Source organism: Burkholderia sp. PvR073 (genome assembly GCF_054055695.1).
This window is the reverse complement of the sequence record NZ_JBSRXO010000010.1, coordinates 114,064-140,812: the sequence shown is the minus strand read 5'-3', so window position 1 is coordinate 140,812 and position 26,749 is coordinate 114,064. Positions and strand designations below refer to the sequence as shown.

General features: G+C 66.1%; 26 protein-coding genes. 18 read left to right on the top strand and 8 right to left on the bottom strand.

Annotation, left to right across the window (positions count from 1 at the left end):
• The first annotated feature begins 262 nt into the window (after positions 1–262).
• Together ACVK00_RS26195 and ACVK00_RS26190 are read left to right on the top strand one after the other, a co-directional pair.
• Positions 263–1,171: a LysR family transcriptional regulator gene (locus ACVK00_RS26195; RefSeq protein ID WP_284894090.1), complete on the top strand. Its 909-nt coding sequence runs from the start codon at positions 263–265 to the stop codon at positions 1,169–1,171.
• 343 nt (positions 1,172–1,514) lie between these two features.
• On the top strand, positions 1,515–2,582 hold the full coding sequence (locus ACVK00_RS26190; protein WP_284894089.1) for an extracellular catalytic domain type 1 short-chain-length polyhydroxyalkanoate depolymerase: 1,068 nt from the start codon (positions 1,515–1,517) through the stop codon (positions 2,580–2,582).
• A 23-nt stretch (positions 2,583–2,605) separates the two neighbouring features.
• On the opposite strand, the gene ACVK00_RS26185 is transcribed toward ACVK00_RS26190, so the two are convergent.
• From ACVK00_RS26185 to ACVK00_RS26170, 4 genes are all read right to left on the bottom strand, one after another.
• Complete coding sequence (locus ACVK00_RS26185) at positions 2,606–4,390, bottom strand: histidine kinase (RefSeq protein ID WP_284894088.1); 1,785 nt, start codon at positions 4,388–4,390, stop codon at positions 2,606–2,608.
• Between the two features lie 77 nt (positions 4,391–4,467).
• A complete protein-coding gene (locus ACVK00_RS26180) occupies positions 4,468–5,877 on the bottom strand; it encodes an HD domain-containing phosphohydrolase (RefSeq protein ID WP_354123358.1) in 1,410 nt (469 codons plus the stop codon).
• 105 nt (positions 5,878–5,982) lie between these two features.
• Positions 5,983–6,420, bottom strand: a complete 438-nt coding sequence (locus ACVK00_RS26175) for a tetratricopeptide repeat protein (protein WP_228910215.1) — start codon at positions 6,418–6,420, stop codon at positions 5,983–5,985.
• Positions 6,421–6,490: 70 nt separating this feature from the next.
• Positions 6,491–6,649, bottom strand: coding sequence for a hypothetical protein (locus ACVK00_RS26170; RefSeq protein ID WP_284894086.1), 159 nt, complete (start codon positions 6,647–6,649; stop codon positions 6,491–6,493).
• 113 nt (positions 6,650–6,762) lie between these two features.
• Here ACVK00_RS26170 and ACVK00_RS26165 point away from each other — a divergent pair, with 113 nt between their 5' ends.
• Both ACVK00_RS26165 and ACVK00_RS26160 read left to right on the top strand, forming a co-directional pair.
• The gene (locus tag ACVK00_RS26165; RefSeq protein WP_284894085.1) at positions 6,763–7,056 is read left to right on the top strand and encodes an antibiotic biosynthesis monooxygenase family protein; all 294 of its coding nucleotides are present in this window, start codon (positions 6,763–6,765) and stop codon (positions 7,054–7,056) included.
• A gap of 349 nt (positions 7,057–7,405) precedes the next feature.
• On the top strand, positions 7,406–8,140 hold the full coding sequence (locus ACVK00_RS26160; protein WP_284894177.1) for an ABC transporter substrate-binding protein: 735 nt from the start codon (positions 7,406–7,408) through the stop codon (positions 8,138–8,140).
• A gap of 90 nt (positions 8,141–8,230) precedes the next feature.
• On the opposite strand, the gene ACVK00_RS26155 is transcribed toward ACVK00_RS26160, so the two are convergent.
• Positions 8,231–8,473, bottom strand: a complete 243-nt coding sequence (locus ACVK00_RS26155) for a helix-turn-helix transcriptional regulator (RefSeq protein WP_284894084.1) — start codon at positions 8,471–8,473, stop codon at positions 8,231–8,233.
• A gap of 33 nt (positions 8,474–8,506) precedes the next feature.
• A complete protein-coding gene (locus ACVK00_RS26150) occupies positions 8,507–9,457 on the bottom strand; it encodes a LysR substrate-binding domain-containing protein (RefSeq protein ID WP_284894083.1) in 951 nt (316 codons plus the stop codon).
• A gap of 139 nt (positions 9,458–9,596) precedes the next feature.
• Here ACVK00_RS26150 and ACVK00_RS26145 point away from each other — a divergent pair, with 139 nt between their 5' ends.
• The 6 genes from ACVK00_RS26145 to ACVK00_RS26120 all read left to right on the top strand — a co-directional run bounded on the left by ACVK00_RS26145 (position 9,597) and on the right by ACVK00_RS26120 (position 16,004).
• Positions 9,597–10,442, top strand: a complete 846-nt coding sequence (locus ACVK00_RS26145; protein WP_284894082.1) for an FAS1-like dehydratase domain-containing protein — start codon at positions 9,597–9,599, stop codon at positions 10,440–10,442.
• Positions 10,443–10,472: 30 nt separating this feature from the next.
• Positions 10,473–11,630, top strand: coding sequence for an acyl-CoA dehydrogenase family protein (locus ACVK00_RS26140; protein ID WP_284894081.1), 1,158 nt, complete (start codon positions 10,473–10,475; stop codon positions 11,628–11,630).
• Between the two features lie 14 nt (positions 11,631–11,644).
• Positions 11,645–12,823 carry a CaiB/BaiF CoA transferase family protein gene (locus tag ACVK00_RS26135; RefSeq protein ID WP_284894080.1) on the top strand — a complete coding sequence of 393 codons (1,179 nt, stop codon included), beginning with the start codon at positions 11,645–11,647 and terminating at the stop codon, positions 12,821–12,823.
• A gap of 102 nt (positions 12,824–12,925) precedes the next feature.
• Entirely contained in the window at positions 12,926–14,314 is a 1,389-nt protein-coding gene (locus ACVK00_RS26130) for an MFS transporter (RefSeq protein WP_284894079.1), read from the top strand.
• A 106-nt stretch (positions 14,315–14,420) separates the two neighbouring features.
• Positions 14,421–14,990 (top strand): YdeI/OmpD-associated family protein, encoded by a 570-nt coding sequence (locus tag ACVK00_RS26125; RefSeq protein WP_284894176.1) that lies wholly within the window; start codon positions 14,421–14,423, stop codon positions 14,988–14,990.
• A gap of 81 nt (positions 14,991–15,071) precedes the next feature.
• On the top strand, positions 15,072–16,004 hold the full coding sequence (locus tag ACVK00_RS26120; RefSeq protein WP_284894078.1) for a hypothetical protein: 933 nt from the start codon (positions 15,072–15,074) through the stop codon (positions 16,002–16,004).
• Positions 16,005–16,048: 44 nt separating this feature from the next.
• Here the strand turns inward: ACVK00_RS26120 and ACVK00_RS26115 are convergent, their stop codons facing one another.
• Entirely contained in the window at positions 16,049–17,494 is a 1,446-nt protein-coding gene (locus ACVK00_RS26115) for a DEAD/DEAH box helicase (RefSeq protein WP_284894077.1), read from the bottom strand.
• 78 nt (positions 17,495–17,572) lie between these two features.
• Entirely contained in the window at positions 17,573–17,719 is a 147-nt protein-coding gene (locus tag ACVK00_RS26110; protein WP_284894175.1) for an MFS transporter small subunit, read from the bottom strand.
• Positions 17,720–17,946: 227 nt separating this feature from the next.
• Here ACVK00_RS26110 and dapA point away from each other — a divergent pair, with 227 nt between their 5' ends.
• The 8 genes from dapA (at position 17,947) to ACVK00_RS26070 (ending at position 26,734) form a co-directional block, all read left to right on the top strand.
• The gene (gene dapA, locus ACVK00_RS26105; RefSeq protein ID WP_166724526.1) at positions 17,947–18,843 is read left to right on the top strand and encodes a 4-hydroxy-tetrahydrodipicolinate synthase; all 897 of its coding nucleotides are present in this window, start codon (positions 17,947–17,949) and stop codon (positions 18,841–18,843) included.
• Positions 18,844–18,857: 14 nt separating this feature from the next.
• Positions 18,858–20,024 (top strand): iron-containing alcohol dehydrogenase, encoded by a 1,167-nt coding sequence (locus ACVK00_RS26100; RefSeq protein WP_284894075.1) that lies wholly within the window; start codon positions 18,858–18,860, stop codon positions 20,022–20,024.
• A complete protein-coding gene (locus ACVK00_RS26095; RefSeq protein ID WP_284894074.1) occupies positions 20,021–21,304 on the top strand; it encodes a four-carbon acid sugar kinase family protein in 1,284 nt (427 codons plus the stop codon). The genes ACVK00_RS26100 and ACVK00_RS26095 overlap by 4 nt, the downstream gene beginning before the upstream one ends.
• An 11-nt stretch (positions 21,305–21,315) precedes the next feature.
• Positions 21,316–22,341, top strand: a complete 1,026-nt coding sequence (gene pdxA / locus ACVK00_RS26090) for a 4-hydroxythreonine-4-phosphate dehydrogenase PdxA (protein ID WP_284894073.1) — start codon at positions 21,316–21,318, stop codon at positions 22,339–22,341.
• 130 nt (positions 22,342–22,471) lie between these two features.
• Entirely contained in the window at positions 22,472–23,890 is a 1,419-nt protein-coding gene (locus ACVK00_RS26085) for a sodium:solute symporter family protein (RefSeq protein ID WP_284894072.1), read from the top strand.
• A 23-nt stretch (positions 23,891–23,913) separates the two neighbouring features.
• The gene (locus ACVK00_RS26080; RefSeq protein ID WP_284894071.1) at positions 23,914–25,101 is read left to right on the top strand and encodes a sialidase family protein; all 1,188 of its coding nucleotides are present in this window, start codon (positions 23,914–23,916) and stop codon (positions 25,099–25,101) included.
• 104 nt (positions 25,102–25,205) lie between these two features.
• Positions 25,206–26,012, top strand: coding sequence for a DeoR/GlpR family DNA-binding transcription regulator (locus ACVK00_RS26075; protein WP_166724513.1), 807 nt, complete (start codon positions 25,206–25,208; stop codon positions 26,010–26,012).
• Between the two features lie 11 nt (positions 26,013–26,023).
• Complete coding sequence (locus ACVK00_RS26070; protein WP_284894070.1) at positions 26,024–26,734, top strand: SDR family NAD(P)-dependent oxidoreductase; 711 nt, start codon at positions 26,024–26,026, stop codon at positions 26,732–26,734.
• The last annotated feature ends 15 nt before the right edge of the window (positions 26,735–26,749 follow it).

Genomic DNA, 26,749 nt, shown 5'->3' with positions numbered 1-26,749 from the left:
TCAGTGGCCGGTCGTCACACGCCGGCGATAGCCCCACTTTAGAGATTCCCGAAAAAACGTAAAGCATCGGTTTGGAACCGAGATCGTTCCGAAACGGAATCCCTCCACGCCACGCCTTGAAGGTGTTTCGAAAGCAATGCAAGCGGAGCGACGCGTCGCCGTCGCCGTGGTAATTTCTGGCATTCCCGGAGAAGCCGGAAACCGGCGGAATCGAGCCGAACACTTCCGGCCCGGAACGTTCCGACACGCGGAGACTGCACCGATGCGCGACATCGACCTCAAGACACTGCGGCTGTTCGTGGCGGTGTGCGATCACGGCAATATCGCGCGTGCCGCGCAAGAAGCGCACATCGAGCCTTCGGCGATCAGCAAGCGCATTGCGCAGCTCGAAAGCGATCTCGGCGTGCCTGCGCTCACGCGGTCACGACGCGGCGTCGCACCCACGCCGGCCGGCATCGCGCTGCTCGAGCATGCGCGCAGCATGCTGTTCACGATGGAGCGGATCGCGGCCGACGTCACCGCGATCGGCGACGGGCTGCAGGGGCGCGTGAGCATCTGCGCGTCGGCATCGGCGATCGCGGAAGTCCTGCTGGACGACATCGCATCGTTCATGCGAGACCCCGCCAACCGGAACATCAAGGTCGACGTGGAAGAGCGTCTGTCGCGCGATCTGGTCCGGCAGGTGCGCGAAGGGGCTTCCGCGCTCGGCGTGTGCTGGGACAACGTCGACCTGCAAGGGCTGCAGGCGCGGTCCTATCGCCACGACCAGCTGGCGCTCGCCGTGCATCCCGAGCATCCGCTCGCCGGCCGTCAGTCGATCGGCTTCGACGACACGCTCGAATTCGAGCACGTCGGCTTGCCGCCGGCCACCGCCGTTCATACGATGCTCAAGCGGGCCGCCGCGGACCGCGGCCGGACCGTGTCGTATCGGGTGATCGTGTCGAGTTTCGATGCGGCGTTTCGCGTCGTGGCCGCGGGCCTGGGTATCAGCGTCATTCCCGTCGAAGTCGCGGCGGCTTACCGGCAGTCGCTCGGCGTGCACGTGATCCCGCTCACCGACTCATGGGCGAAGCGTCGCTTCATCGTGTGTTTCCAGCGCTTCGATACGCTGCAGCCCGCCGCCCAGCGGATGGTCGACCATCTCGCGAACCGCGCCGTCGACGGACGGTAATACAGCGCGCCGCGTCGGCAATCAGCTCGCGCAGCACAGCGGCACCGATGCCCCGCCCCACGACAGGGTCGAAACATTCATCGATCCGTCATGAAACCATCGCACCCGATACGAGCGACGCCTGCTAGCATGCCGCGTGGCCCGTGCGAATCGCGACCCGTCTGTCAAGATGTCGCGTGGCATGGCATTTACTCCGCCGGCCGCCTTCGTGTCAGCCGTGCGAGACCGCTTCGACGCGGACGCTTCCCGCAAGCACGAATCGTGCTCTGCCCGCATTCGACTTCCATCCGACGGCCGGCCGCGCCGCATGCTGTTGCGCGAGCCGCCGGCACGAGATTCGTCCATGCCCAGGAAAAAAACCAGCCTCTGGCTACGGCCTTTCGACCTGTTTTCCGCCGCGACAAGCACGCGACCGAAACGGAAGACAGCCAAACCGGCGGTGTCGGTCAAACGCCCCGCCACCCCGCGTCGCACCCGCACGCCGGCGCCGGCCGCCCACCCGTCGCCGCGCCACGCGCCCGGCACCTGGCTGCGTTCGTTTCATTCCGCGCGCCCGGCCGCCGGCCGCCTCGTCAACCATCTCGCCTACGCGCTGTACCTGCCCGCCCCACCGGTGACGACCGAGGGCATGCCGGTCGTCGTCATGCTGCACGGCTGCAAGCAGACCGCCGAGTCGTTCGCCGCGGGCACACGCATGTGCCGCGTCGCGGAGCGTGCCGGGTTTGCCGTGCTGTTTCCCGAACAGGCAAAGACCGCCCACGCGCATCGCTGCTGGAACTGGCATGGCGATGCGTCGCAGTCGGAGCTCCCGGCGGTCGTGTCGCTGATCGATGCGATCGTGCGGGAGCGCGGGTTCGACCGCGACCGGATCTATCTGGCCGGCATGTCGGCCGGCGCCGGGCTGGCCGCGCAGTTGGCGCTCGCGTATCCCGATCGGTTCGCGGCCGTCGGCCTGCATTCCGGTCCAGCCATCGCGCCGCCGTTGTCGACGATGGCCGCGATGAGCCTGATGCGCCGCGGCCTGCGCGACGACCCGATACGCGTGGTCGACGCATGCGTCGACGTGCGCGCGTATCCGGGCATGCCTGCGCTCGTCATGCATGGCGGACTCGATACGGTCGTCGCCGAGCAAAACGCGCTGCAGCTCGGCATCGCGTTCGCGCGGATCAATCGGCTCGTCGACGAACAGGGTGAGCTGCGCGTCGGCGAGCGGCATACCTACGCGCATGACGATGCGGATTACACGGACTATCTGCGCGGCGGCCGGGTGATCGTCCGCGTCTGCATCGTGCGCCGCCTCGCGCACGCGTGGAGCGGCGGCGATCCGCGCGAAGCGTTCCACTCGGCGACGGGTCCGGACGCCACCGCGATGTTCTGGAATTTCTTTCGAAGGCGGCGGCGCAAGCGATAGCGGCGACGCTGCCCGCCTCGCACTCATGCGCGCTGCCCGACTGCTGCCGTCTCGCTCGCGCTCACGCTCGCGCTCGCCTCTGCGCGCCGGATCGGCAGTCGAATGCGAAAGGTCGTGCCGCGCCCCGGCTCGCTCGTCACGTCGATTGCGCCGCGGTGTCGCTCGACGATGCCGTGCGACACCGACAAGCCGAGCCCCGTGCCCTGCCCGACCGGCTTCGTCGTGAAGAACGGATCGAAGATCCGCCGAACGATGTCGGGCGTCATGCCGGCGCCGGTGTCGCTGATCGCGATCGACACCTGTTCGTCGTCGCTCGACGTACGGATCGTGATCACGCCGCGCTCGGGAATCGCGTGCGCCGCGTTGACGAGCAGGTTCATGAATACCTGGTTCAATTGCGACGGCAGGCATTCGACGTGCGGCACGTCGCCGTACTCGCGCACGATGTCGGCCTTGTACTTGAGTTCGTTGTGGACGACGTTGAGCGTGCTCTCGAGGCCCGCATGGATGTCGGCCACGCACCATTCGCCGCTGCCCGGCCGCGAGAAATCACGCAGGTCCTGCACGATGCGCCGCACCCGCAGCGCGCCGTCGATCGACTCGTCGATCAGCGTCACGATCTCGTCGCGCACGTAGTCCAGATCGGCGACGCGCCCCATCGCGGCGAGCGCGTCACGTTGGGCGGGTTCCAGCTGCGGCAGCGCGTCCTCGTGCGCGGCGATCACGTCGAGCAGGCTGCGCACCCACGTCTTCAGCGTGTTGAGGTTCGCGCTGATGAAGCCGACCGGATTGTTGATCTCGTGCGCGACCCCGGCCGCGAGCTGGCCGATCGATGCGAGTTTTTCCGACTGCAGCAGCTGCACGTGCGTTTCCTCGAGCGCCCGCAACAGGCGCCGCTGTTCGTCCTTCTCCTGCTCGAGCCGGATCTGCGCCGCCTTGCGCTCGTCGATCTCGGTCGCCATGTTTTCGCGGGTGCGCTGCAGCATCGCCGTCGTCTGCTCGTAGCGTCGCAATGCCGTTTCGAGTTCCGCGGTCCGCAATCGCACCAGCCGTTCGAGCGTGTCCGTCATCCCGCGCAGAAACGTTGTCCGCGCATCGAAACGGCAGACCAGCAGGGTGACGATCAGCGTCGCCATCGTGAACAGCGCGATCGTCGTCGCAAGCCACGGCCCATCGATCCCGTTCGCCGCGCCGCATCGCGCATCCGGCGCGAAATGCGCGGCCGCCATCGCCGTGTAGTGCATGCCCGTGATGGCGATGCCCATGATCAGCGCCGCACCGATGCGCAGCGCGGTCGCATGGCGCGCCTGTCGCACGCGCAGCGCCTGCGCCATCCACAGCGCGGCGGTCGACGCGATCACCGCGATACCGATCGACGCCGCGAACAGCACGGAATCGTAGCGAATGCCGGGCGCCATGCGCATCGCGGCCATTCCCGTGTAATGCATCCCGACGATCCCGGCGCCCATCAGCGCGCCGCCCGCGAGCAGGCGCCGGCGGTGCAACCGCGCACGCGTGACGATGTTCAATGCGAAATACGACACGAGCACCGCGATGACGAGCGACGCGACGGTATCCGACAGCGCATAGCCGAGCGGGATCGGCAGCGACAGCGCGAGCATGCCGACGAAGTGCATCGACCAGATGCCGGTGCCCATCGCGGCCGCGCCGCCGCCAAGCCATGCGCGCTTGAGCTTCGGGTTGTCGAGCAGCGAAATGAACGCGGCCAGGTCGAGCGCCGTATAGGAGGCCAGCGTCGCGATGACGAGCGACAGCAGGACAAGCAGCGGATTGTAGGTGCCATGCATGATCGAGCGCCCCGGTCGAGATGAACGCGTTCGCGGCGCACGGACGATCGCGCGCCGCGGCCGTGCGGTACGCGACGTCAGGCCGGCGGCGCGGCGCCGGCCGGCGCCTGCTTCGACGCGGCGGCACCGGTCAGCACCAGAATGTCGAACGGTGTCCCTTCGCGTGCCTCGAAGCGGCGTACGAGTTCGATCTGATGCGCCGACATCACGCTGCCCTTCGTCATCAGCAGCACGCCGCGATGCGTGCGCAGATCGTCGGCGAGCTGCATCCCTTCGCGCAGCTGCGCGGACGGGATCTCCGCGACGGACGTCGCGATGCCGAGGCTCGCCGGATGCCGCATCAGTTCGATGAAGCGCGCGACGAGCAGCGGGTCGTAACGCACGCCGGCCTGCGAGTGCAGCACGTCGATCGCCTGCTCGACCGAGTGCGGCGCACCGATCTCGCCGTTGCGCAGCCCTTCGAAGTCGCGCGCGATCGCGACGATCCGCGAGCCGAGCGGGATCGCGTCGCCCGTCAGGCCGTCCGGCGTACCGCGCCCGTTGTATCGCTCGTACTGGTGCAGCACGATCGACGCAACCTTGTGCAACTGCGCGACCGGCGTGAGCACCATCTGCGCGCGCAGCGGGTGCTGCTGGAACAGGCTGTGTTCGTCCGTCGTCATCTTCACGAGCGTCTTGTGCAGCAGTTCATCGGGCAGCGACAGCTTGCCGATGCCATGCAGCAGCCCCGCGAAATAGACGTCCTGCGCGTGCAGGTTGCTCATCCCGGCCGACAGCGCGAGATGCCGCGCGATCTCGCCGACGCGCATCGCATGCCCGCCGGCGGTCCCGCAGCGCAGTTCGATCATGCTCGCGCACACCTGCACCATCGCGGTGAAACTGCCTTTCAGGTCGGCCTGCGCCGCTTCGAGGAACATCACGGTTTGCGCGAGCTCCTCGGTGCGCGCACGCACCTGTGTTTCGAGTTCCGTATTGAAGCGACGCAGCGTTTCGTTCTGCGCTTCGGTCAATGCGGCGAGCCGCGCGGCTTCGGCGCGCAAGCGCCGCTGCTCGAGCGCCTGCTCGATCGTCATCAGCAGGTCGTGGTCGTCCCACGGCTTGTTCAGGTAGCGGTACACGCCGCCTTCGTTGACGGCCTCCACGATCGACGCGATGTCGGAATAGCCGGTCAGCAGGATGCGCATTGTGTCCGGGTACAGCGAGCGGGCGCGCGACAGAAACGCCGCGCCGCTCATGTTCGGCATGCGCATGTCGGACACGATCAGGTCGACTTCGGTCGACGCCAGGATCTCGAGCGCCGCTTCGCCGCTGTCGGCGGTCAGGACGCCGTAGCGCGCGGGCCGCAACACGCGCTTGAGCGCGGACAGCACGCTCGGTTCATCGTCGACCAGCAGGATCGACGCAGCGGCGGCGGTGTCGCCGGATGCGGCTTCGGCGATCGTTTCGGGTAGTGCATCGTTCGCTCCGTTCATCGCGGATGTCGTCATAATTGGCCTCGGATCAATTGTCTTCACTACCTCTGTGACATCGGCCTGTACGGCCGCTTCCACATCGGGGAAAACGCTGATCCGTGCGCGGAGCGAATGCCCGTGTCAGGGTGCCTTGATCCCTTCCGCCCGTGTCGCCAGGAACCGCAGGTATTGGTCGTCCTCGTCCTCGAACAGCTCCGGGCCGCCACCCATGTAGGCGCGCATCAACTCGTCCGCGGCACGGTCGAGATTGCCGAGCTCGAACTGGCACTGACCGAGCCTCAGGTGCAGAAACGGATTGCCGATCGCGTCGGGGAAATGCATCGCATGGCCGAGATTGTCGCGTCCGGCCTCGTAGTCGCCTTGATGGAAATTCGTGTCGCCGATGGCTGCCATCAACCAGGTTCCGGCCTCCCAGTTGGTCCTGGGTTCGGGAAGCAGGTCGAACGCTTGCCAGTATTTTTCCAGCGCGCCTGCGTAGTCCCCGTCTTCGACCAACGCATCGCCCGCCTCGCTCAGCGCGCCGATCCGCTCGTAAAGCACGTCGTCCAGTTCTGCCATGTTGAGCTCCTCTCTCCGGAAATAAATGCAGCGTGGCAATCGGGCGATCTCGATGCCGGACCGCGCACGTTCAATCGCCCGTCTTCTCCCGCACCGCATTGTGCACGTGAAGCTTCTTGAAGTCAGCCGCCGCCTCGTGCTGGTCGGCAAGCAGCAGGTCGATCGGCGTCACGTGCTCGTGGCAACGCCGCTCCGCCTGGTCGCGATCGACGGCCTTGCGGTAGGCCATCAGGCGGCTCGGCCGAGCGAGATGCCGAATTACGGTATCGTTGCCGGACGCGCCGTGCGCGGCGCGCGTCGCATCACGATCCGTTCGCATCATTCAACCCGTATGGAGCATTCATGATTCTGGAAATGGCATCGCTCGAAATCGACCCGTCGCAGGCCGAGCCATTCGAAGCGGCGGTTCGCCAGGCACTCCCGCTGTTCGCGCGTGCGCGCGGCTGCGGCGGCGCCGAGCTGCACCGCGTGATCGAGCGCAGCGGCGGCTACCTGCTCGTCGTCAAGTGGGACACCGTGGACGATCACATGGTGCATTTCCGGCAATCGGACGACTTTCAGGCGTGGCGGCAGTTGGCCGGGCCGTTCTTCAAGAGCCCGCCGCAAGTCGCGCATACGGAAGTCGCGGTCAAGTAATCGACACGATAAAAGCGGGTCAGGCAAACGCCCGGCCCGTTGCACCGGCGCGCCGCCGAAACCCGGCCGATCAGTTGCACGATCGGGGCGTGCGCTTCCACGAATCGCTCGTCGAAGCGTGAACCGGCTGCGGTCGTACCGGTCGATGCAGGATCGCGAGCGCTACGTCGAACAGGCGAAGCAGCATTCGCACGTGCTCGAACTACTCGAGCGCGACCGCAACGAAGCAGCATCCGAGGCACTGCGTCAGCATCTGCTGCATGCGCTCGATGCGCCGTCACGCATCCGTGTCATTCTCAAACCCCGAGCGCCCGTGCGACCGGCGCATCCGATAACCCGCGAGGCTTTCATGACCATCGACCCATCCGTCCTCTCCGCGTTCACACCGACCGGCAAGCTGCGCGCGTCGATCAATCTCGGCAACCCGATCCTCGCGAACCGCGACCCGGCAACCGGCGAGCCGTTCGGCGTGTCGATCGACCTCGCGCGCGCGTTCGCCGAGCGGCTGTCGGCCGAGCTCGAGCTCGTGGTGTTCGATGCCGCCGGCAAGTCGGTGCAGGCGCTGACCGAAGAGCGCGCCGATTTCGGTTTCTTCGCGGTCGATCCGCTGCGCGGCGAAACGGTCGCGTTCACCGCGCCCTACGTGCTGATCGAAGGCTTCTATCTCGTGCGCGACGATTCGCCGATCCGCGGCAATGCGGACGTCGACCAGCCGCACAACCGCGTGGCGGTCGGCAAGGGCAGCGCGTACGACCTGTTCCTCACGCGCGAGCTGAAAGCCGCACAGATCGTGCGCGCGCCGACGTCGCAGGCCGTCGTGCCGACGTTCGTCGAACAGCGGCTCGAAGTCGCGGCGGGCGTGAAGCAGCAACTCGAGGCCGACGCGGCGAAGACGCCCGGCCTGCGCCTGCTCGACGAGCGCTTCATGGTGATCCGTCAGGCGATGGGAGTACCCAAGAGCCGCGGCGAAGCGGCGGCCGAATTGCTCGGCGCGTTCGTCGAGGAGATGAAGGCGTCGGGCTTCGTCGCGGACGCGTTGAAGCGCCATGGGATCACGGGCGCGTCGGTCGCGCCCCTGGCGTGATAGTGATCGGGATCGGCCTCTGACTGACGCAACCACGGCGCCGGTGTCTCACCGTACATCGGCGCCGCACACCCCAAGCCTCGCGCGGACCTATTCGGTATTGGCTCGCCGCCACTGCATCGGCGACATCTCGTACCGTCCGCGAAACGCGCGGCTGAACGCCGCCTCGGACGTATAGCCGACGCGGTTCGCGATATCGGCTACCGGTGCGCGGCTGTAGCGCAACAGCTCCGCGGCCCGATCCAGACGCCAGGTCGTCAGATAGCTCAACGGCGCCTGGCCCACGACACGCTGGAATCGATCCGCGAATGCCGAGCGGGACAGGTTGCGCATCGGCCTGCGGACCCAGCCCGCGCATCCCACCCGTCACGACGGCGTGGCATCGCTCGCGCGCAGCGTGATGCCCGTCCATACGCCGCTTGCGGCCAGTTCGCCGATCAGTTCGACGATCGTTTGCCGCACGGCCAGCGCGGCGGAATTGACGGGGGATGTGTTCGACCAGCACAGGCTCGCGGGCCGGCGAATCTCCGGCTCGACGATCCGGCGCATCTTCGGCCGGCTGGACGGCTCGCGCGACGCCAGCGCAGACGCGGGCAGGATCGTGCACGCGAGGCCCGCCTGCGCGAGCGATATCATCGTCGGCAACGAATCGATATCCGCGACGATGTTCAGCGGCACCTCTTCGCGCGCGAACGTGCGCTCGAGCAACAGGCGCAGCCCGTTCTGCACGCCCGGCGCGACGAGCGGCACGCCGGCGAGCGACGCGAGGGAACAGGTTCGCGCGCGCGACGGCACCGCGCCGCCCGGCTCGCCGAGCAGATACAGCACGTCGTCGAACAGCGGCATCGCGGTAATGCCGGTGGTGTTCGACTCTCGGAACAGGATCGCGAGGTCGAGCCGCCCGTTCGCCAGCAGCTCGTTGATGAAGCCGCTCATGGTCTCGATGTACTGCAGCCGGATGCCCGGATAACGCGCCCGGATCCGTTCGAACAGCGGCACCGCGAGGATCGACGTCATGGTGGTCGGAAAACCCACCGCGACCGTGCCCGACTCGCTACCCGCGCCTTCCCGCACTTCCTGGCGCAGTTGCTCCATCTGCCGCAGCACGAGCCGCGCATGGCGGTACAGCGCCTGCCCGGCCGCCGTCGGCTTCACGCCCTGCGGGCTGCGCACCAGCAGCGTGACGCCGAGGTCGCCTTCGAGCTTCGCGATCTGCTGGCTCAGCGACGGCTGCGCGACGAAGAGTTTTTCGGCCGCTTTCCCGAGGCTCCCGTATTCCACGATGCTGACGAAGTAGCGGAGCTGACGGATGTCCATGGCGGTTCGATCGACGCGAAAGCCATAGGATACCCCTATGACCGGTACATTCAAACGGTATTTCCGCCGCGCCAGCGCTTCACCTACAGTCACTTCATGCCAAGTCAGAAGCGCCGGCCGCCCGGCGATGGAGGTGACAGTGAATGCTCCCGGGTCGAATGCCAGTGACGATGTCCAGCAGGTCGCGACCGACCTGATCGGCGTCGAACGTGCGGTCGCATTCGCGGCCACGCTCGACCACCCGATCGTTCCCGCCGCCGGCGATGCGTTGCCGCCCGCCTGGCACTGGCTGTATTTCTGGTCGATCGCGCAGCAGGCCGAGCTCGGCCCCGACGGCCATCCGCGCAAGGGCGGCTTCCTGCCGGACCTCGGGCTGCCGCGCCGCATGTGGGCCGGCGGCCGGCTGACATTCGAACGCCCGCTGCCGATCGGCACGATCGCGACGCGCACGTCGCGTGTGCTGTCGATCGAGCGCAAGGAAGGCCGCAGCGGCACGCTCGGCTTCGTGACCGTCGAGCATGTGATCGAAGCCGCGGGCGAAGTCGCGATCCGCGAGGAACACGACATCGTCTATCGCGGCGCGGCCGCGCCGGGCGCCGCCGCGCCCCCTCCGAAGGCCGCGCCCGACCATGCGCAATGGCAGCGCGACATCACGCCGGACGAAGTGATGCTGTTCCGCTATTCCGCGCTGACCTTCAACGGCCATCGCATTCATTACGACCGCACCTACGTGCGCAACGTCGAAGGCTATCCGGACCTCGTCGTGCACGGCCCGCTGATCTCGACGCTGCTGCTCGACCTCGTCACGCGTTCGCTGCCCGGCGCGACGATCAGCGAATACGCCTATCGCGCGGTGCGGCCGACCTTTCTCGGCCACTCCTTCAGCGTGTGCGGCCGCCTCGCCGACGACGGCAAGACCGTCGAGCTCTGGGCGAGCGACCACGACGGCTGGCTGACCATGTCCGCGAGCGCGACCCTCGCCTGATCCATTCCGACGCTTTACCCGATATAACCCATGAACCCTACCGACGCGTACCAAGACATTCGCGAAGCCGTTCGCGACCTGTGCGGCGAGTTTCCCGCTGACTATTTCCGCGGGATCGACGAAGCGCGCGGCTATCCCGAAGCGTTCGTCGACGCGCTGACGAAAGCCGGCTGGCTCGCCGCGCTGATTCCGCAGGAATACGGCGGCTCCGGCCTCGGGCTGACCGAGGCGTCGGTGATCATGGAGGAAATCAACCGCGCGGGCGGCAACTCCGGCGCGTGCCACGGCCAGATGTACAACATGGGCACGCTGCTGCGCCACGGTTCGGCCGAGCAGAAGCAGCGCTATCTGCCGAAGATCGCGAGCGGCGAGCTGCGCCTGCAGTCGATGGGGGTGACCGAGCCGACCACCGGCACCGACACGACCAAGATCAAGACGACCGCCGTGCGCAAGAGCGACCGCTACGTGATCAACGGCCAGAAGGTATGGATCTCGCGCGTGCAGCACTCCGACCTGATGATCCTGCTCGCGCGCACGACGCCGCTGTCGGACGTGCAGAAGAAGTCGGAGGGGATGTCGATCTTCATCGTCGATCTGCATCACGCGATCGGCAACGGGATGACCGTGCGCCCGATTCCGAACATGGTCAACCACGAGACGAACGAGTTGTTCTTCGACAACCTCGAAATCCCCGCCGAGAACCTGATCGGCGACGAAGGCCAGGGCTTCAAGTACATCCTCGACGGGCTCAACGCCGAGCGCACGCTGATCGCCGCCGAATGCATCGGCGACGGCTACTGGTTCGTCGACAAGGTGTCGCAATACGTGAAGGATCGCGTCGTGTTCGGCCGCCCGATCGGCCAGAACCAGGGCGTGCAGTTTCCGATCGCCCGCTCGTTCATCAATGTCGAGGCCGCGAGCCTGATGCGCTTCGAGGCCGCGCGCCGGTTCGACGCGCACGAACCGTGCGGCGCGCAGGCGAACATGGCGAAGCTGCTCGCGGCCGACGCGTCGTGGGAAGCCGCGAACGCGTGCCTGCAGTTCCATGGCGGCTTCGGCTTCGCGTGCGAATACGACGTCGAGCGCAAGTTCCGCGAAACGCGCCTGTACCAGGTCGCGCCGATCTCGACGAACCTGATCCTGTCGTATGTCGCGGAGCACATCCTCGGCCTGCCGCGGTCGTTCTGACGGGAGTGACGAGCATGCGTCCACTGGAAGGCATCAAGGTCGTCACGTTCGAGCACGCGATCGCCGCACCGTTCTGCACGCGTCAGCTCGCGGATCTCGGCGCGCGCGTGATCAAGGTCGAACGGCCGGGCGTCGGCGATTTCGCGCGAGGCTACGACGAACGCGTGTCGGGGCTCGCGTCGCACTTCGTGTGGACCAACCGCTCGAAGGAAAGCATCACGCTCGACGTCAAGCAGCCCGCGGCGCTCGACGTCGTGAACAAGCTGCTCGCGGATGCCGACGTGTTCGTGCAGAACCTCGCCCCCGGCGCGACGCAGCGCCTGGGGCTCGCCTACGACACGCTGCGCGAGCGCTATCCGCGGCTGATCGTCTGCGACATTTCCGGCTATGGGCTCGACGGGCCGTTTCGCGACAAGAAGGCGTACGACCTGCTGATCCAGAGTGAATCCGGATTCCTGAGCATTACCGGCTCCGGCGGCGAGCCGGCCAAGGCCGGCTGCTCGATCGCCGATATCGCGGCGGGCATGTATGCGTATTCGAACATCCTCGCCGCGCTGATCGAGCGCGGCCGCACCGGACGCGGCCGGCACATCGACGTGTCGATGCTCGAAAGCATGGTCGAGTGGATGAGCTATCCGCTCTACTACGCGATCGACGGCCAGTCGCCGCCGCGACAAGCCGGCGCGTCGCACGCGACGATCTTTCCGTACGGTCCGTTCAAGGCAGGTGACGGCCACACCGTGATGCTGGGCCTGCAGAACGAGCGCGAATGGAAAAGCTTCTGCGAGACCGTGCTCCGCATGCCCGAGCTCGCGGCCGACGAGCGCTTCGGGTCGAACAGCCGCCGCGTCGCGAATCGTGACGACCTGGCATCCGTCATCGTCCGCGCGTTCTCGACGCTGACCGCCGCCGACGTGATCGACCGGCTCGAGCAGGCCGGCATCGCGAATGCGCGGATGAACGACATGCATGGCGTGTGGACGCATGAACAGCTCACCGCCCGGCATCGCTGGACGCGGGTCGACACGCCTGCCGGCGAGATCCCCGCGCTGCTGCCGCCCGGCATCGCGCCGAGCGACGAGCCGCGCATGGATCCCGTGCCGGCGCTCGGACAGCATACCGATGCCGTGCTGCGCGAGCTCGGCTATGCCGATGAACAGATTCACACGTTGCATGCATCCGGCGCGGTTTGACCGGGCCTTTCCGCGCTGATCGCAGCGCGCCCCTCATCACACTATCGAAGCGTCTCCGCGTCTGGTCAGCAGATGCGAGAGCGCCACACATCTGGAGACATCATGGCGAACACCGTCAATGCCGCCGGCCGGCTCGACCGGCTGCCTGTTTCAAGGTTCCACTGGAAGATACTCGGGCTGATCGCCGGCGGCGCGTTCCTCGACGCGTTCGACATCTATCTCGCCAACGGCTCGGTCGCGTCGATGGTCAAGGACGGATTCACCGATCTGCGGCATGGCGCGATGTTCGTGTCGTCGACGTTCGTCGGGATGATGATCGGCGCGTTCGTCGCGGGGTATGTCGGTGACCGGCTCGGGCGGCGGTATTCGTATCAGCTCAATCTTGCGGTGTTCGGGCTCGCGTCGATCGCCGCGTGTTTCGCGCCTGACATCGAATGGTTGATCGTGTTGCGGTTCATCATGGGGATCGGGCTCGGGGCGGAACTGGTCGTTGCAGCCGGGACCCTCGCCGAGTTCGTGCCGCCCGAGACGCGCGGGAAGTGGGTGTCGCTGCTTGCGATCATTACCAACAGCGGGCTGTTCGCCGCGCTGGCCGCGGGGTACTGGATCATTCCGCATCTCGGCTGGCGCTATATGTTCGCGCTGGCCGGTATCGGTGCGCTGGTCGTGTGGTTCATGCGCAAGCGGATGCCGGAATCGCCGCGCTGGCTCGAATCCGTCGGGCGGCTCGACGAGGCGGAGGCGACGCTTGCCGCGATCGAGCAGGAGGTGAGCCAGCAGGTCGGGACGCTGCCGCCGGTGCGGCGCACCGTGGATCTGCATGTCGGGAAGGTGCCGCTCGGCGTGCTGTTTTCGAAGGGGATGCGTGGGCGTATGGCGGTCGCCGCGTTGACGGCGATCGGCGTGAACGTGGGACTCTACGGCTTCATTGCGTGGCTGCCGACGTTTTTCGTCACGCAGGGGTTGTCGGTCGTCAAGTCGCTCGGCTTCGTGTTCCTGATGTCGATCGGGTCGCCGGTCGGCGGGTTGATCGGGTATCTGATCGCGGACCGGATCGGCCGAGCGAAGGGGATCGTGATGGCTTCGCTGCTCAGCATCGCGCTAGGCTGGCTGTATGTGTCGCTGCGCGATACCACGGCGATCATTCTGGTCGGGTTCTGTCTCGTCAGTGCGATCTATACGATCACGACGCTTGGGTTGTTTGGCTATATTCCGGAGCTGTTTCCGACCGAGGTGCGGCTGCGTGGCACGGGTGTCGCGGGGATGTGCGGGCGGATGTCGTCGATCGGGACGCCCGCGCTGGCACTCGCGCTTTATCAGGCGTTCGGTGTGTCAGGCGTGATCGCGATGGTCAGCGCGACACTCGGCGTGCTGTGTGTCGCGATCGGGTTGCTGCGGGTCGAAACGGGGCGGCAGGCGCTGGAGGAAGTTGCGCCAGGGACGAGCGACGCGGATGGCGCGGCGGTCGCGCCGGGGGTGACGCAAGTGTGATTGTCGATAAAATCGGGTATTCCCAAATCCGTGCAAATCGGTAATCTACGAGGGTTCAGTGAACGAAACAGCCTCGCTGCCTGAATGCAACCATTCGGATCGCGCCATGACTGAGTCTCGCCTGACATTCCTTGACCAGAATGAATGGGAAACCTGGTTGACGCAAAACGGCGGCACCTCGACCGGGATATGGCTGCGCCTCGCCAAAAAGGGCGCGGGGCAGCCGACCTTCACATACGAACAGGCGCTGGAAAGCGCCCTTTGTCATGGCTGGATCGACGGCAAAAAACAAACTGAAAGTGAAGCGTACTGGTTGCAACGCTTCACGCCACGCTCCGCAAAAAGTATCTGGTCCAGGCTCAACAAAGAGCGGGCCGAAGCGCTGATCGCCGCAGGCAGAATGCTTCCTGCGGGTATGCGGGAAATCGAGAAAGCCAAAGAGGATGGCCGCTGGGAGGCTGCGTATACGTCCGCCAGCAACTCGGTCGTGCCGGCCGACCTGCAGGCCGCGCTGGATGCCGATCCCAAGGCCGGCGCGTTCTTTGCGACGCTGAGCGGCCGAAACCGCTACGCCATCCTGTTTCGGTTACAGCATGCCAAAATGCCCGCAACACGGGTGCGCAAGATCGAGGAGTTCATCGGCATGCTGCATCGCGGCGAAACCATTCATCCGTAGACCGGGAAGTTCGACAGCCGACGAAAATCGCCGGACGCCATGCGCGCCCCGCCCATTCGAATAATCAGCCGGAGCACGTTGATGAGCAAGCGTGACCGAAACCCAGCCAGCGCGCCGGTACGCAGAAGAGCGTGCACGTTGACCATTCTGGCGGCATGTTGGCTGTCGTGCGTGGGGCTGTCGGCGCGTGCGTCCGACGACGCCACCAGCTTGCGCGCGCTATACCAGAATCTGAAACCCCAGCTCGACCACAACGCGTTTCATCGGCGGCTGTATCTGGATTCCCAGGAATCATCCTCCACGGTCACGGGCGAAATATACGCAGAAGTGGACTACCCATTCGCGACCGTCAGCGACGTCCTTGATTACCGGTCGCAAGGCCTGGCGAACTGGTGCGATCTCCTGATCCTGCATCCGAATATCAAGTACTGCCGCGCCTCTGGCACGAATAGCGACAACATGCTGACCCTGAATCTCAGCAAACGGGAAGCCGCCGCGGAGCTCCAGTCCACTTACCGCCTGTATTTCCGTTACGATGCGGCGGTCACGGCCCCGGGATACTTCAAGGTAAAACTCCGCGCCGACAGCGGCCCGTTGAACACCCGGGATTATCAGATTGTCCTGGAAGCGGTGCAGCTCGGTAGCGACCACACGTTCCTGCATCTGACCTATGCATTCAGCTATGGCCTGGTCGGGCGTCTTGCGATGAAAAGCTTTCTGGCAACGTTTGACCGCGGCAAGGTCGGCTTCACCAAGGTCGCCAGTCCGTCCGCGGCACAAGCGGAATACGTCGATGGGGTACGAGGCCTCGTCGAGCGCAACACCATGCGCTACTACCTGGCCATCGATGCCTATCTCGCCACACTATCGAGCCCGCCCGACAAGCAGCTGGAGCAACGCCTGAGCACCTGGTTCAATTCCAGCGAGCAATATGCGCGGCAGCTACACGAAATCGACCGGCAGCAGTACATGCGGATGAAACAGGACGAATACCGCCGGCAGCAGACGGAGTAGCAGGCGGCGAATCGCTGGCGGACAAGCCGCCCAACGGATCAGGGTCAATGTTTGCCGCGACCACCCGCAGGCTTCCCAGCCGGCTTGCGCGCCCCCGCAACCGCCTTGCCCGCGGGTTTGCCTTTGCCGCGCGGCTTTTGCACGCTGAACGGGCTACCGTTCAACACGCTTGCGCCCTTGCCCGCGGCCCCGGCACCCTGCCCCGCCGCCTTGCGCTTGCCCTCACCGCCTTGCGGCCGCGGCTTTTTCCCGGCCATCGGCACAGCCGCCGCCCCACCGTGCGGCACTTTGGGCTTCTTCGGCTTTTTAGGCTTCTTGATGATCTGCCCCGTCGCGCTGGTTTCCGGCACGCGGTGTTCGGCTTCAAACCCCGGCTCTTCTTCCCGGCGCAGCGTCTGCCCGATCAGCGCTTCGATCGCGGCCAGTTGCGGGGCTTCATCCGCACACACCAGAGACACCGCCACGCCACTGGCGCCCGCGCGCCCGGTACGCCCGATCCGGTGCACATAATCCTGCGCGACGATCGGCAGATCGACGTTGATCACGCGCGGCAAGTCATCGATATCCAGCCCGCGCGCCGCCACATCGGTGGCGACCAGCATCTGCACTTCGCCCGTCTTGAAACGCTCGAGCGCACGCAGCCGCGCGGGTTGCGGTTTGTCGCCGTGGATCGTGTCGACCGCATAGCCCGCCTCGTCCAGCATGGCCGCCAGATACTCCACGCCATTGCGGGTCTTGACGAACACCAGCGCGTGGTCCCAGTTGTTCTCGGCCACCAGGTGCATGAAGAGGTCCGGCTTGTTCCGCTTGTCGACCGTCACCACCCACTGCTTGATCTTGCTGGCCGTGACATTGGGCGGGCTGACGCTGATATTGACCGGGCCGCGCAGAATGCTCGCCGCCATCGTGCGGATATCGTCGGTAAACGTCGCGGAGAACAGCAGGGTCTGGCGCTGAACGGGCAGCGCGGCAAAGACGGCATTGAGCTCGCGCGCGAAGCCCAGATCGAGCATGCGGTCGGCCTCGTCCAGCACCAGCGTTTCGACCTGATCGAACTGCACGGCATTCTGGCGGTTGAGATCCAGCAGACGGCCCGGTGTGGCAACGAGCACATCGACGCCCTTGCGCAACTTCATCATCTGCGGGTTGATGCTCACGCCGCCGTAGGCGGCCAGAAATCGCAAGTCGAGGCCCTTGCCGTAAGCGACGAAGCTTTGCAGCACCTGCTCGGCCAGTTCACGCGTCGGCACCAGCACCAGAACCCGCGCCCGGTTGCTGGACACCGCCGGGCCCTGCTGCACGAGCCGCTGCAACAGCGGCAGCGCGAAACCCGCCGTCTTGCCCGTGCCGGTCTGCGCGCCAGCCATGACGTCCTTGCCGCCGAGCACCGCGGGAATCGCCTTGACCTGCACCGGCGTAGGTGTCTGGTAATTGAGGTCCTGCAGATTACGCAGCAAGGGGTCGATCAGGCCGAGCGAGGCAAAAGACATGGACGTGTTCCGGGCTAAAACCGCAATTCTAGCGGTTGCCGCTGATCGCACCGTGCAGATCAGTGCGTCCGCGTGCCGTCACCGAAACAGCTTCATCGCCGTCGTGAGCGTATTGACGGTGCCCCACGCAAGCGGAATCAGCACGTAGCACCAAAACACGACGAGCACCGCCTTGTTGGTCGGATGGACGGAAGCGACCCGATGATGCCGATCAAAATGATCGATTCGGTCACATTAGGGTTTTCATTGACTGATTCAGTCACCACATCAGCTAGAATGCACACATCGCGCAACCATTTTGATCGAAACGAGCACATCGTTCCGTCATCCGAGTTGCACTGGCTGACGTGCGTGGCGGCGCCATCGTGCCCGCAAGCGCGCAGCCCGCTGATATCTGCCTAACCCATGGAGACGGCACGTTCGCCCGCCGTCCCTTCCGCGATGGAGCACGCATGTCAATGTCGTTCAAGGGGATCGTTCCCGCGCTGATCACGCCGATGACGGCGGACGAGAACGTCGATGAAGACGGCCTGCGCGCGCTGGTCGAACGGCTCATCGAATCGGGTGTGCACGGGCTGTTCGTGCTCGGCACCAATGGCGAATTCATCGCACTGAGCGAAGAAGAGAAACTGCGCATCGCGCGCATCGCGGTCAGCCAGGCCCGCTCGCGCGTGCCCGTCATCGCGGGCACCGGCGCCTATGCGACGCGTGACGTGATCGACCTGAACCGGAAGATGACCGAGGTCGGCGTGGATGCCGTTTCGGTGATCACGCCGTATTTCAACGGCGCGACGCAACCGGAGCTCTACGCTCACTACAAGAAGATCGCCGAGGCCACGCCGCTTCCGGTCATGCTCTACACGATCCCCGCGAAAGCGGGCATCACGCTGACGGTCGATACCGTGCGCCGGCTTTCGGAAATTCCGAACATTCGCGGCATCAAGGACAGTGGCGGCGACTTCGATCGCCTGCTGCAACTGATCAATCTGCGTCGCGACGACTTCGCGGTCTTCACCGGCACCGACTCGATGATTCTCTGGACGCTGATCGCCGGCGGCGACGGTGCGGTCGCCGCGACGACCAATGCCGTCCCGCAGGTCGTCATGTCCATCTGGAACAAGTTCCAGGCGGGCGATATCGCTGGCGCACGCGCCGCCCAGGAATCGCTGCGTGCGCTGCGCGATGCGTTCGCGCTGGGCACGATGCCCGTCGTGCTGAAAACCGCCGCGCACATGCTCGGGATGCCCGCAGGCCCCGCGCGGTCTCCCGCCCAGCCGCTCGACGCCAGCGCGCGCGAGCGCCTGGCGCAAGCGCTCTCCATCTACCACGACGCCGCGCGCGGCCACTGAAACGGGTCATCAGCATGACTACCTATCACTTCCAGACCGTCAAGCACATCGTCCATGGCGCCGGCAGCCTCGGCACGCTTGCCGACAAGCTGTCGCTGCTCGATACGCCGGTCGAGCGCATTGCGCTGATCACGCAGCCCGCCATGGAAGAACTGGGCATTGCCGATCGCGTGATCGAATTGCTCAACGCGAAAGACGTCGACGTGCGCATCATTCGCGGCGTCGAGCCGGAGCCGACCATCGGCAACGTCGAGACGGTGTACCAGGAGCAGATTGCGCCTTTTGCACCGCAGGCGATTCTGTCCATCGGCGGCGGCAGCGTGCTCGATGCCGCGAAGCTGTTCGCGGTCCGGCTGACCAACGACGAACCGCTGCGCAACTGGCTCGGCATCGACCTGATCAAGCACCCGGGCGTGCCGATGATCCTGGTGCCGACGACCGCCGGAACCGGCTCCGAAGTCACGCCCAACGCGATCGTGACGCTGCCGGACGAAGCGCTGAAGGTCGGGATCGTCAGCCGTCACCTGCTGCCGCAAATCGTAATTCTCGATGCGGAGCTGACACTCGGCCTGCCGAAGCCGATCACGGCCGCGACCGGCATGGACGCATTCGTGCATGCGCTCGAATCGTACATCTCGACGAAGGCGAACCCGATCAGCGACATGTACGCGATGGAGTCGATGCGCCTAATCGGCGCGAACATCGTCGAAGCGTACGAAAACGGCCGGTCGCTGAAAGCACGCGAAGCGATGATGCTCGGGTCGATGTACGGCGGCCTCGCACTCACCGCCGCCGGCACGGCAGCGGTGCATGCGCTGGCCTACCCGCTCGGCGGGATGTTCAACGTCACGCACGGCGTCGCGAATGCGATGCTCCTGCCGCACGTGATGGCCTTCAACCTCGATGCGATCGAAAGCCGGCTGTCGAACGTTGCGCGCGCACTCGATCTGGCATCGAAAACGGACGCGGACCCGGTCGCGGCACGCAAGCTGATCGCCAAGATGGAGGAATGGACGGCCGCCGTCGACATTCCTCAGGACCTGCGCAAGTTCGGCGTGTCCGAAGAACATCTCGACGCGTTGGCGGTCGCGGCATCGAAGGTCAAGCGCCTGCTCGGCAACAATCCGAAGGCGCTGACGCTCGACGACATGAAATCCATCTACAGCCGCTTGCTGCCATGAACGCGAACGCGGTCGCACAGCACGCGGCACGGCTCCTGATCGTCGCCGACGACCTGTCGGGCGCGGCCGATTGCGCGGTGGCCGGGCTGCGTCACGGCTTGACGGCGATGGTCCTGCTCGACACCGAGCCCGCGCCCGCACTGACGAACGGCGTGGACATCCTGTCGGTCGACGTGGACTCGCGCCGCGCATCGAAGGACGTGGCCGCCCGGCGCAACGTCGCCGCCGTCGAGTCGCTGTCGCGTGCCGGCACGCGCATCTACAAGAAGGTCGACTCGACGCTGCGAGGCAATGTCGCGGCGGAGGTCGCCGCGCTGGCGTCGCAGCTTGGCATGGCGATCGTGTGCCCCGCCTACCCGGCATCCGGCCGCACCACCCGCGACGGACGGCAATGGGTGCGCGGCGTGCCGGTCGAAGCAAGCGAATACTGGCGCAACGAGAACATCCCGGGCAAGGCCGACCTGGTTGCGCTGCTCTGCGCCGAACATCTGCGCGTCGCCTACGCGGCAATCGGCACGGTGCGCGGCGAACCGGGCGCGCTCACGGCGTGCCTGCGGGAGCTGCAATCCGAGGGCGCGCAAGCCGTCGTGTGCGATGCGGAATCCGACGACGATCTGCAACGCATTGCCCGCGCATCCGCGGCGCTCGACAACGTGTTCTGGGTCGGCTCGGCCGGCCTGGCCCCCGCGGTCATCGAAGCGCTGGTGCCGCCCTGCAGCATCACCGAACCGACGGCCGCCGGTGACGATCCGCAAGGACCGGTGCTCACGGTCGTCGGCAGCATGTCGAGCATCTCGCATGCGCAGGTGGAGTACCTCAAGGCCAACGCCGGTGCCAGTCTCGTTGCGCTCGAGGTCGCCATCCCCGCGCTGGATGACCCGCGCAGCGACGTGACGACGGTCGTATGCGACGCCCTGCGCCGCGGCCGGCATGTGGTGGTCTCGTTGAGCCAGACGCAGCGCGGCGACGTGAAGGACGGCCTGCTGTTCTGCAATCGTCTGGCGTCCTTGCTTGCGCCCGCCGTGCGCCATGCAGGCGCGATCATCGCGACCGGCGGCGAAACGGCGCGCGCGCTGCTCACCGCGGCCGGGGCGAGCGCGTTGCGCGTCGTCGACGAAATCGAGGACGGCATGCCGCTGCTCGAATGCCGGCTGCACGGAAAAACACTCCCCGTCGTGACCAAGGCCGGCGGCTTCGGCCAGCCCGGGTCGATCCATCACGCGTGGCGCCGGCTTGCGAATGAAGGCAAGACGGCCAATACCGCTCAAACCAATTTGTGAAGGGAACTGCCATGGACAACCGCCCCATCATCGGCATCACCATGGGCGACGCGGCCGGCGTCGGACCGGAAATCATCATGAAAAGCCTTGCCCATGCGTCCGTGTATGAGCAATGCCGTCCCGTGGTCATCGGCGACGCCGCGCGCCTGCGGGACGCCGGCCGCAGGGCGGGCGTCGATCTCGAGGTGCGTGCCGTCAGCCGGCCGGCCGACGGCGCGTTCCGCGTGGGGGTCGTCGATTGCATCGACATGGCGCTCATTCCGGCCGACCTGCCCTATGGCAAGCTGTCCGCCGTCGCCGGAGACGCCGCGTATCAATACATCGCCCGCACCGTCGAGCTGACGTCGAAAGGCGAGCTCGACGCGATCTGCACCGCGCCGCTCAACAAGGAAGCGCTGCATGCCGGCGGCCATATTTTTCCCGGACACACGGAAATGCTCGCGCATCTGACGGGCATCGACGAGGTGTCGATGATGCTGGTCGCGCCCAACCTTCGCGTGATCCACGTGACGACGCACATCGGCCTGCTCGACGCGATTCGCAAGATCGAGCCGGGCCTCGTGCAACGCACGATCGAGCGCGCACATGACACGCTGGTTCGCGCCGGCATCGCGAATCCCCGCATCGGCGTATGCGGCATCAACCCCCATGCCGGCGAGAACGGCCTGTTCGGCTACGGCGAAGAGGAAGAAAAGATCGTTCCGGCGGTCCAGGTCCTCCAGGCACGCGGGTGGGACGTGGAAGGCCCGCTGCCGGCGGACACGCTGTTCTTCCGTGCGGGCCGCGGCGATTTCGACGTGGTCGTCGCGATGTATCACGACCAGGGACACGGGCCGGTGAAGGTGATGGGCCTCGAAGCCGGCGTGAACGTGACGGTCGGCCTGCCGGTCATCCGCACGTCGGTGGACCACGGCACCGCCTTCGACATCGCCGGCAAGGGCATCGCCGACGAACGCAGCCTGCTGGAGGCGTTCCGCCAGGCCGTGGAGCTCGCCACGCGACGCAACGAGCCGGCACCCGTCGCCAGCGCCGCGTAAGCGGCATCCGCACCGACACGCAACGACACGCAACAACCCGCATCGACCAAGGAGCGATACCGGCAGGCACATGCCGGATCGCCCGACATACCCGAACGCATATCAACCGAAGGTAACGTGGAGACAAGCGATGGCCACCTTCAGTTATTGGGACACAGCCACCATCATCGGCATGGTGGTCGCCTACATTGTGATTACGAGCGTGATCAGCATTCGCCTGCGCAGCCGTAATTCCGAACAGTTCATGGTGGCCGGGCGCTCGATGCCCGCGCTGGTGGTCGCCATCCTGCTGATGTCGGAATTCATCGGCGCGAAATCGACGGTCGGGACCTCGCAGGAAGCGTTCTCGGCCGGCATCGCCGCGTCGTGGTCGGTCCTGGCGGCGGCCATCGGCTTTCTGTTGTTCGGTCTGTTCATGGCCAAGCGCCTGTATGCATCCGGCGAGTTCACGATCTCCGGCTTCATCGCGCAACGCTATGGCAACGGCGCGAAGCTCGCCGTGTCCGCGATCATGATCTACGCGCTGTTCGTGGTGAACGTCGGCAACTACGTGAGCGGGGCGGCGGCCATCTCGACGGTCATGCGGATCAACCTGCCCACGGCCGCCATCATCACCGCCATCGTCAGCACCGTCTACTTCGTGTGGGGCGGCCTCAAGAGCGTCGCGTACCTGACGGTCATTCACAGCGCCGTGAAGCTGCTCGGCATCGCCATCCTGGTCGGTGTCGCGTGGAAGCTGTCGGGCGGCATCCGGCCGATGGCGCAGAACATGCCTTCGCACTATTTCACGTGGACCGGTGCGCTGTCGGGCGGCACGATCGGCGCATGGATCATCGGCACGGCCGGCGCGATCTTCTCGACGCAGTTCATCATCCAGGCCATCTCGGCCACCCGCAGCCCCGAGGGTGCGCGCGCGTCATCGCTGATCGCCGCGCTCCTGTGCGTGCCGATCGGGCTCGCGCTCGGCTTCATCGGCGTGACGGCCAAGTACCTGTATCCGAACATCAAGAGCCTGTACGCGCTGCCGGTGTTCCTGCAGCACATGAACCCCATCCTGGCCGGCATCGTCACGACGTCGCTCGTCGCATCCATCTTCGTGAGCGTCTGCACCGTCGCGCTGGCGATCGCATCGCTGATCGTCAAGGACTTCTACGTGCCGCGCTTCAAGCCGACGCCCGACGTCGAACTGAGAATGACGCGCTGGATCTCGCTGATCGTCGGCTTCCTCCCGCTGATCTTCGTGCTGTTCGTCCCGCAGATCCTCGCGCTGTCGTTCTTCAGCCGTGCGCTGCGTCTGTCGGTGTCGGTCGTTGCGCTGATCGGTATCTACCTGCCGTTCTTCAGCGGCAAGCGCGGCGCCGTCTCGGCCCTGATCGTCGCGACGCTCGCCACGACGGTCTGGTACCTGCTCGGCAATCCGTTCGGCATCGACAACATGTACGTCGCCCTGGTGACGCCCGCCATCGTGCTCGTTATCGGCAAGCTGTTGTTTCATGGCGAGGGCTCGAATCTTCGCGACAAGCCGCTCACGCATCGCGAATCGCACTAACCTCGCCACTCGAGAAACATTTCATGAGCACGAACCTCGTTGAAGCGGCGAGCGCCGCGTCGGATCACTGCGTTCGCACGGCGTATGCCGACGCGGAACGGCAAGAAGCGTTTCTGCCCACCGCCTGCGTGCAGAACCACGCGGCCAACCTGCATTGCCTCGAAAACGGCGACCTGCTGTGCGTCTGGTTCGGCGGCACCCAGGAAGGCATTCCCGACGTCTCCATCTACCTGTCGCGTCTCGCCGCCGGCGCGAACGCGTGGTCGTCGCCTCAAAAGCTGTCGGACGACCCGACCCGCTCGGAACAGAACCCGGTGCTGTTCACCGCGCCGGACGGCCGCCTGTGGCTGATCTACACCGCGCAACTGTCCGGCCATCAGAACACCGCGATCGTTCGCCGCCGCGTGTCGACGGACGGCGGCGTCACCTGGGGCCCCGTCGAGACCCTGTTCGATCGCCCCGGGACATTCGTCCGCCAGCCGATCATCGCGCTCGACAGCGGCACGTGGCTCTGCCCGGTATTCCTGTGCCGCACGGCGCCCGGTGAACGCTGGGTCGGCAACGACGACGTCAGCGCGGTCATGGTCTCCGACGACCAGGGCGCGTCATGGGCGCTGCACGAGGTGCCGGACAGCGTCGGGTGCGTGCACATGAACGTTCACGTGCTGCGCGATGGCTCGCTGCTGGCACTTTACCGCAGCCGCTGGGCGGACTTCGTCTACGCGAGTCGCTCGACGGATGGCCGCACGTGGAGCGCGCCCGAGCCGACCGATGTGCCGAACAACAACTCGTCGATCCAGTTCACGGTGTTGCAGAACGGCCACCTCGCACTCGTGTTCAACGAGAGCGATGCGTCGCACGGTAACGCGCGTCGCGCGTCCCTGTACGACGACATCGAAGACTCGGAGGACAGCGGCGAGCTGCGCGACCAGAAGGCGTCCGCGCGCGGCACCGCTTTCTGGGGCGCCCCGCGCGCGCCGATGTCGCTGGCCATCTCCGAGGACGGCGGCAGGACATGGCGCCGCCGCCGCAACCTGGAAATCGGCGACGGGTACTGCATGACGAACAATTCCGCGGATCAGCGCAACCGGGAGTATTCCTATCCGTCCATCGTGCAGTCGCAAGACGGCGCATTGCACATCGCCTTCACCTGGTTTCGGCAGAAAATCAAATACGTGCGCGTCGACGAGGCGTGGGTTCGCGGGCGATGACACCCGTCGAAGCAACTGGCCGGTCACTGCGGCAATTCGATAAACTTGTCGGTCGGGATGCGCAGACTTGCGCGCCAATGCGATCAGACCAGGAAATCACGCACATGAAAGTGACCAGGCGCCGGGAGGCGATGCTGCAGGCCGTGCTCGGGGGCATGACGGACGTTGCGACGTTGTGCGAGCACTTCGGGATGTCGGAAGCGACCGTTCGCCGGGATCTGCGTGCGCTCGCGAGCGACCGTCGCATTCTGCGCACCTACGGCGGCGCCGCCGCGGTGGGCGGCCATGAGCCGGAGCCCTCGCTCGAGGAGCGGCGCGTCAGTTCGCAGGAACAGAAGGAAGCGATCGCGCACGCGGCGAGCGCGTTCGTCGAGGACGGCGACACCGTATTCCTCGACGGCGGCACCACGACCGCGGCGCTGGCGCGCCTGCTTGCCGGGCGGACAGCCGTTCACGTCGTCACCAACAACCTGCTGGTCGTGAGCCCGCTCGCCGCGTCGGGCGTGCAGGTGACGGTGATCGGCGGCGACGTCCGGTCGTCCAGCATGAGCACGCTCGGGCCGCTTGCGCAGATCGCGCTGAGCCGCCTGAGCGTCGACAAGGCGTTCCTCGGCGCGGATGGCGTGGTCGCGGAACTGGGCTTGTGCGAGGCGAGCAGCGAACAGTCGTATCTGAAGGAGTGCGTGATGCGGCAGGCAGCCGAGGTGTTCGTGCTCGTGACCGCGGACAAGCTCGGACGCGCGAGCCAGCAGCACTGGACGCCGCTCGAGCGCGACTGGACGCTCGTGACGGACGACGCGGCCCTGCCCGAGCAGCTCGAGCCGTTCCACTCGCAAGCGCGGATCACCGTGCACGCGGTCAGCACGAAGACTGCGGCGACATCCGGCGGTTCATCGCAGGTTCAAACGTAGCAGGAGCGATCGTGGGTCAACGGGAGCAGTCGGGTTCGGGTTCGGTTTCGCGCCATGCAGTCGTGACGGGCGCGTCGTCGGGAATTGGACGAGCGATCGTCGACCGTCTGCTCGCCGACGGCTGGCGCGTCACGGGACTGTGCCGCTCGCGCATTGAAACGACGCATGGTTCCCTGAACATCGTGCCGGTCGACGTCACCGACTTCGCGGCGCTCGGGCCCGTGTGCGATGCATTGGGTGCGGTGGACGCGCTGGTGCATGCGGCCGGCTTCATGCGTACCGCGCCGCTCGGTCAGCTTTCACACGAGGACGGCGCGGCCATGTGGCGCCTGCACGTTGAGTCCGCCACCTTTCTCGCCGATCGTCTGGTGCCCCGGATGCCCGCCGGCGGACGCATCGTGCTGCTGGGCAGCCGCACCGCCAACGGCGCGGCCACGCGCAGCCAGTATGCGGCGACCAAATCCGCGCTGGTCGGCCTGGCGCGGTCCTGGGCCGCGGAACTCGCACCGCAGGGCATCACCGTCAATGTCGTCGCGCCCGGCGCGACGGACACGCCGTTTCTGCGCGATCCGGCGCGCGCGGCAACGCCTCCCCGCCTTCCGCCAATCGGGCGATTCATCACGCCCGAGGAAGTCGCCGCGCTGACCGGCTTCCTGTTGAGCGCGGATGCGAGCGCGATCACGGGGCAGCAGATCGTCATGTGTGGTGGCGCGTCGCTTTAACGCGCAGGGATGGAC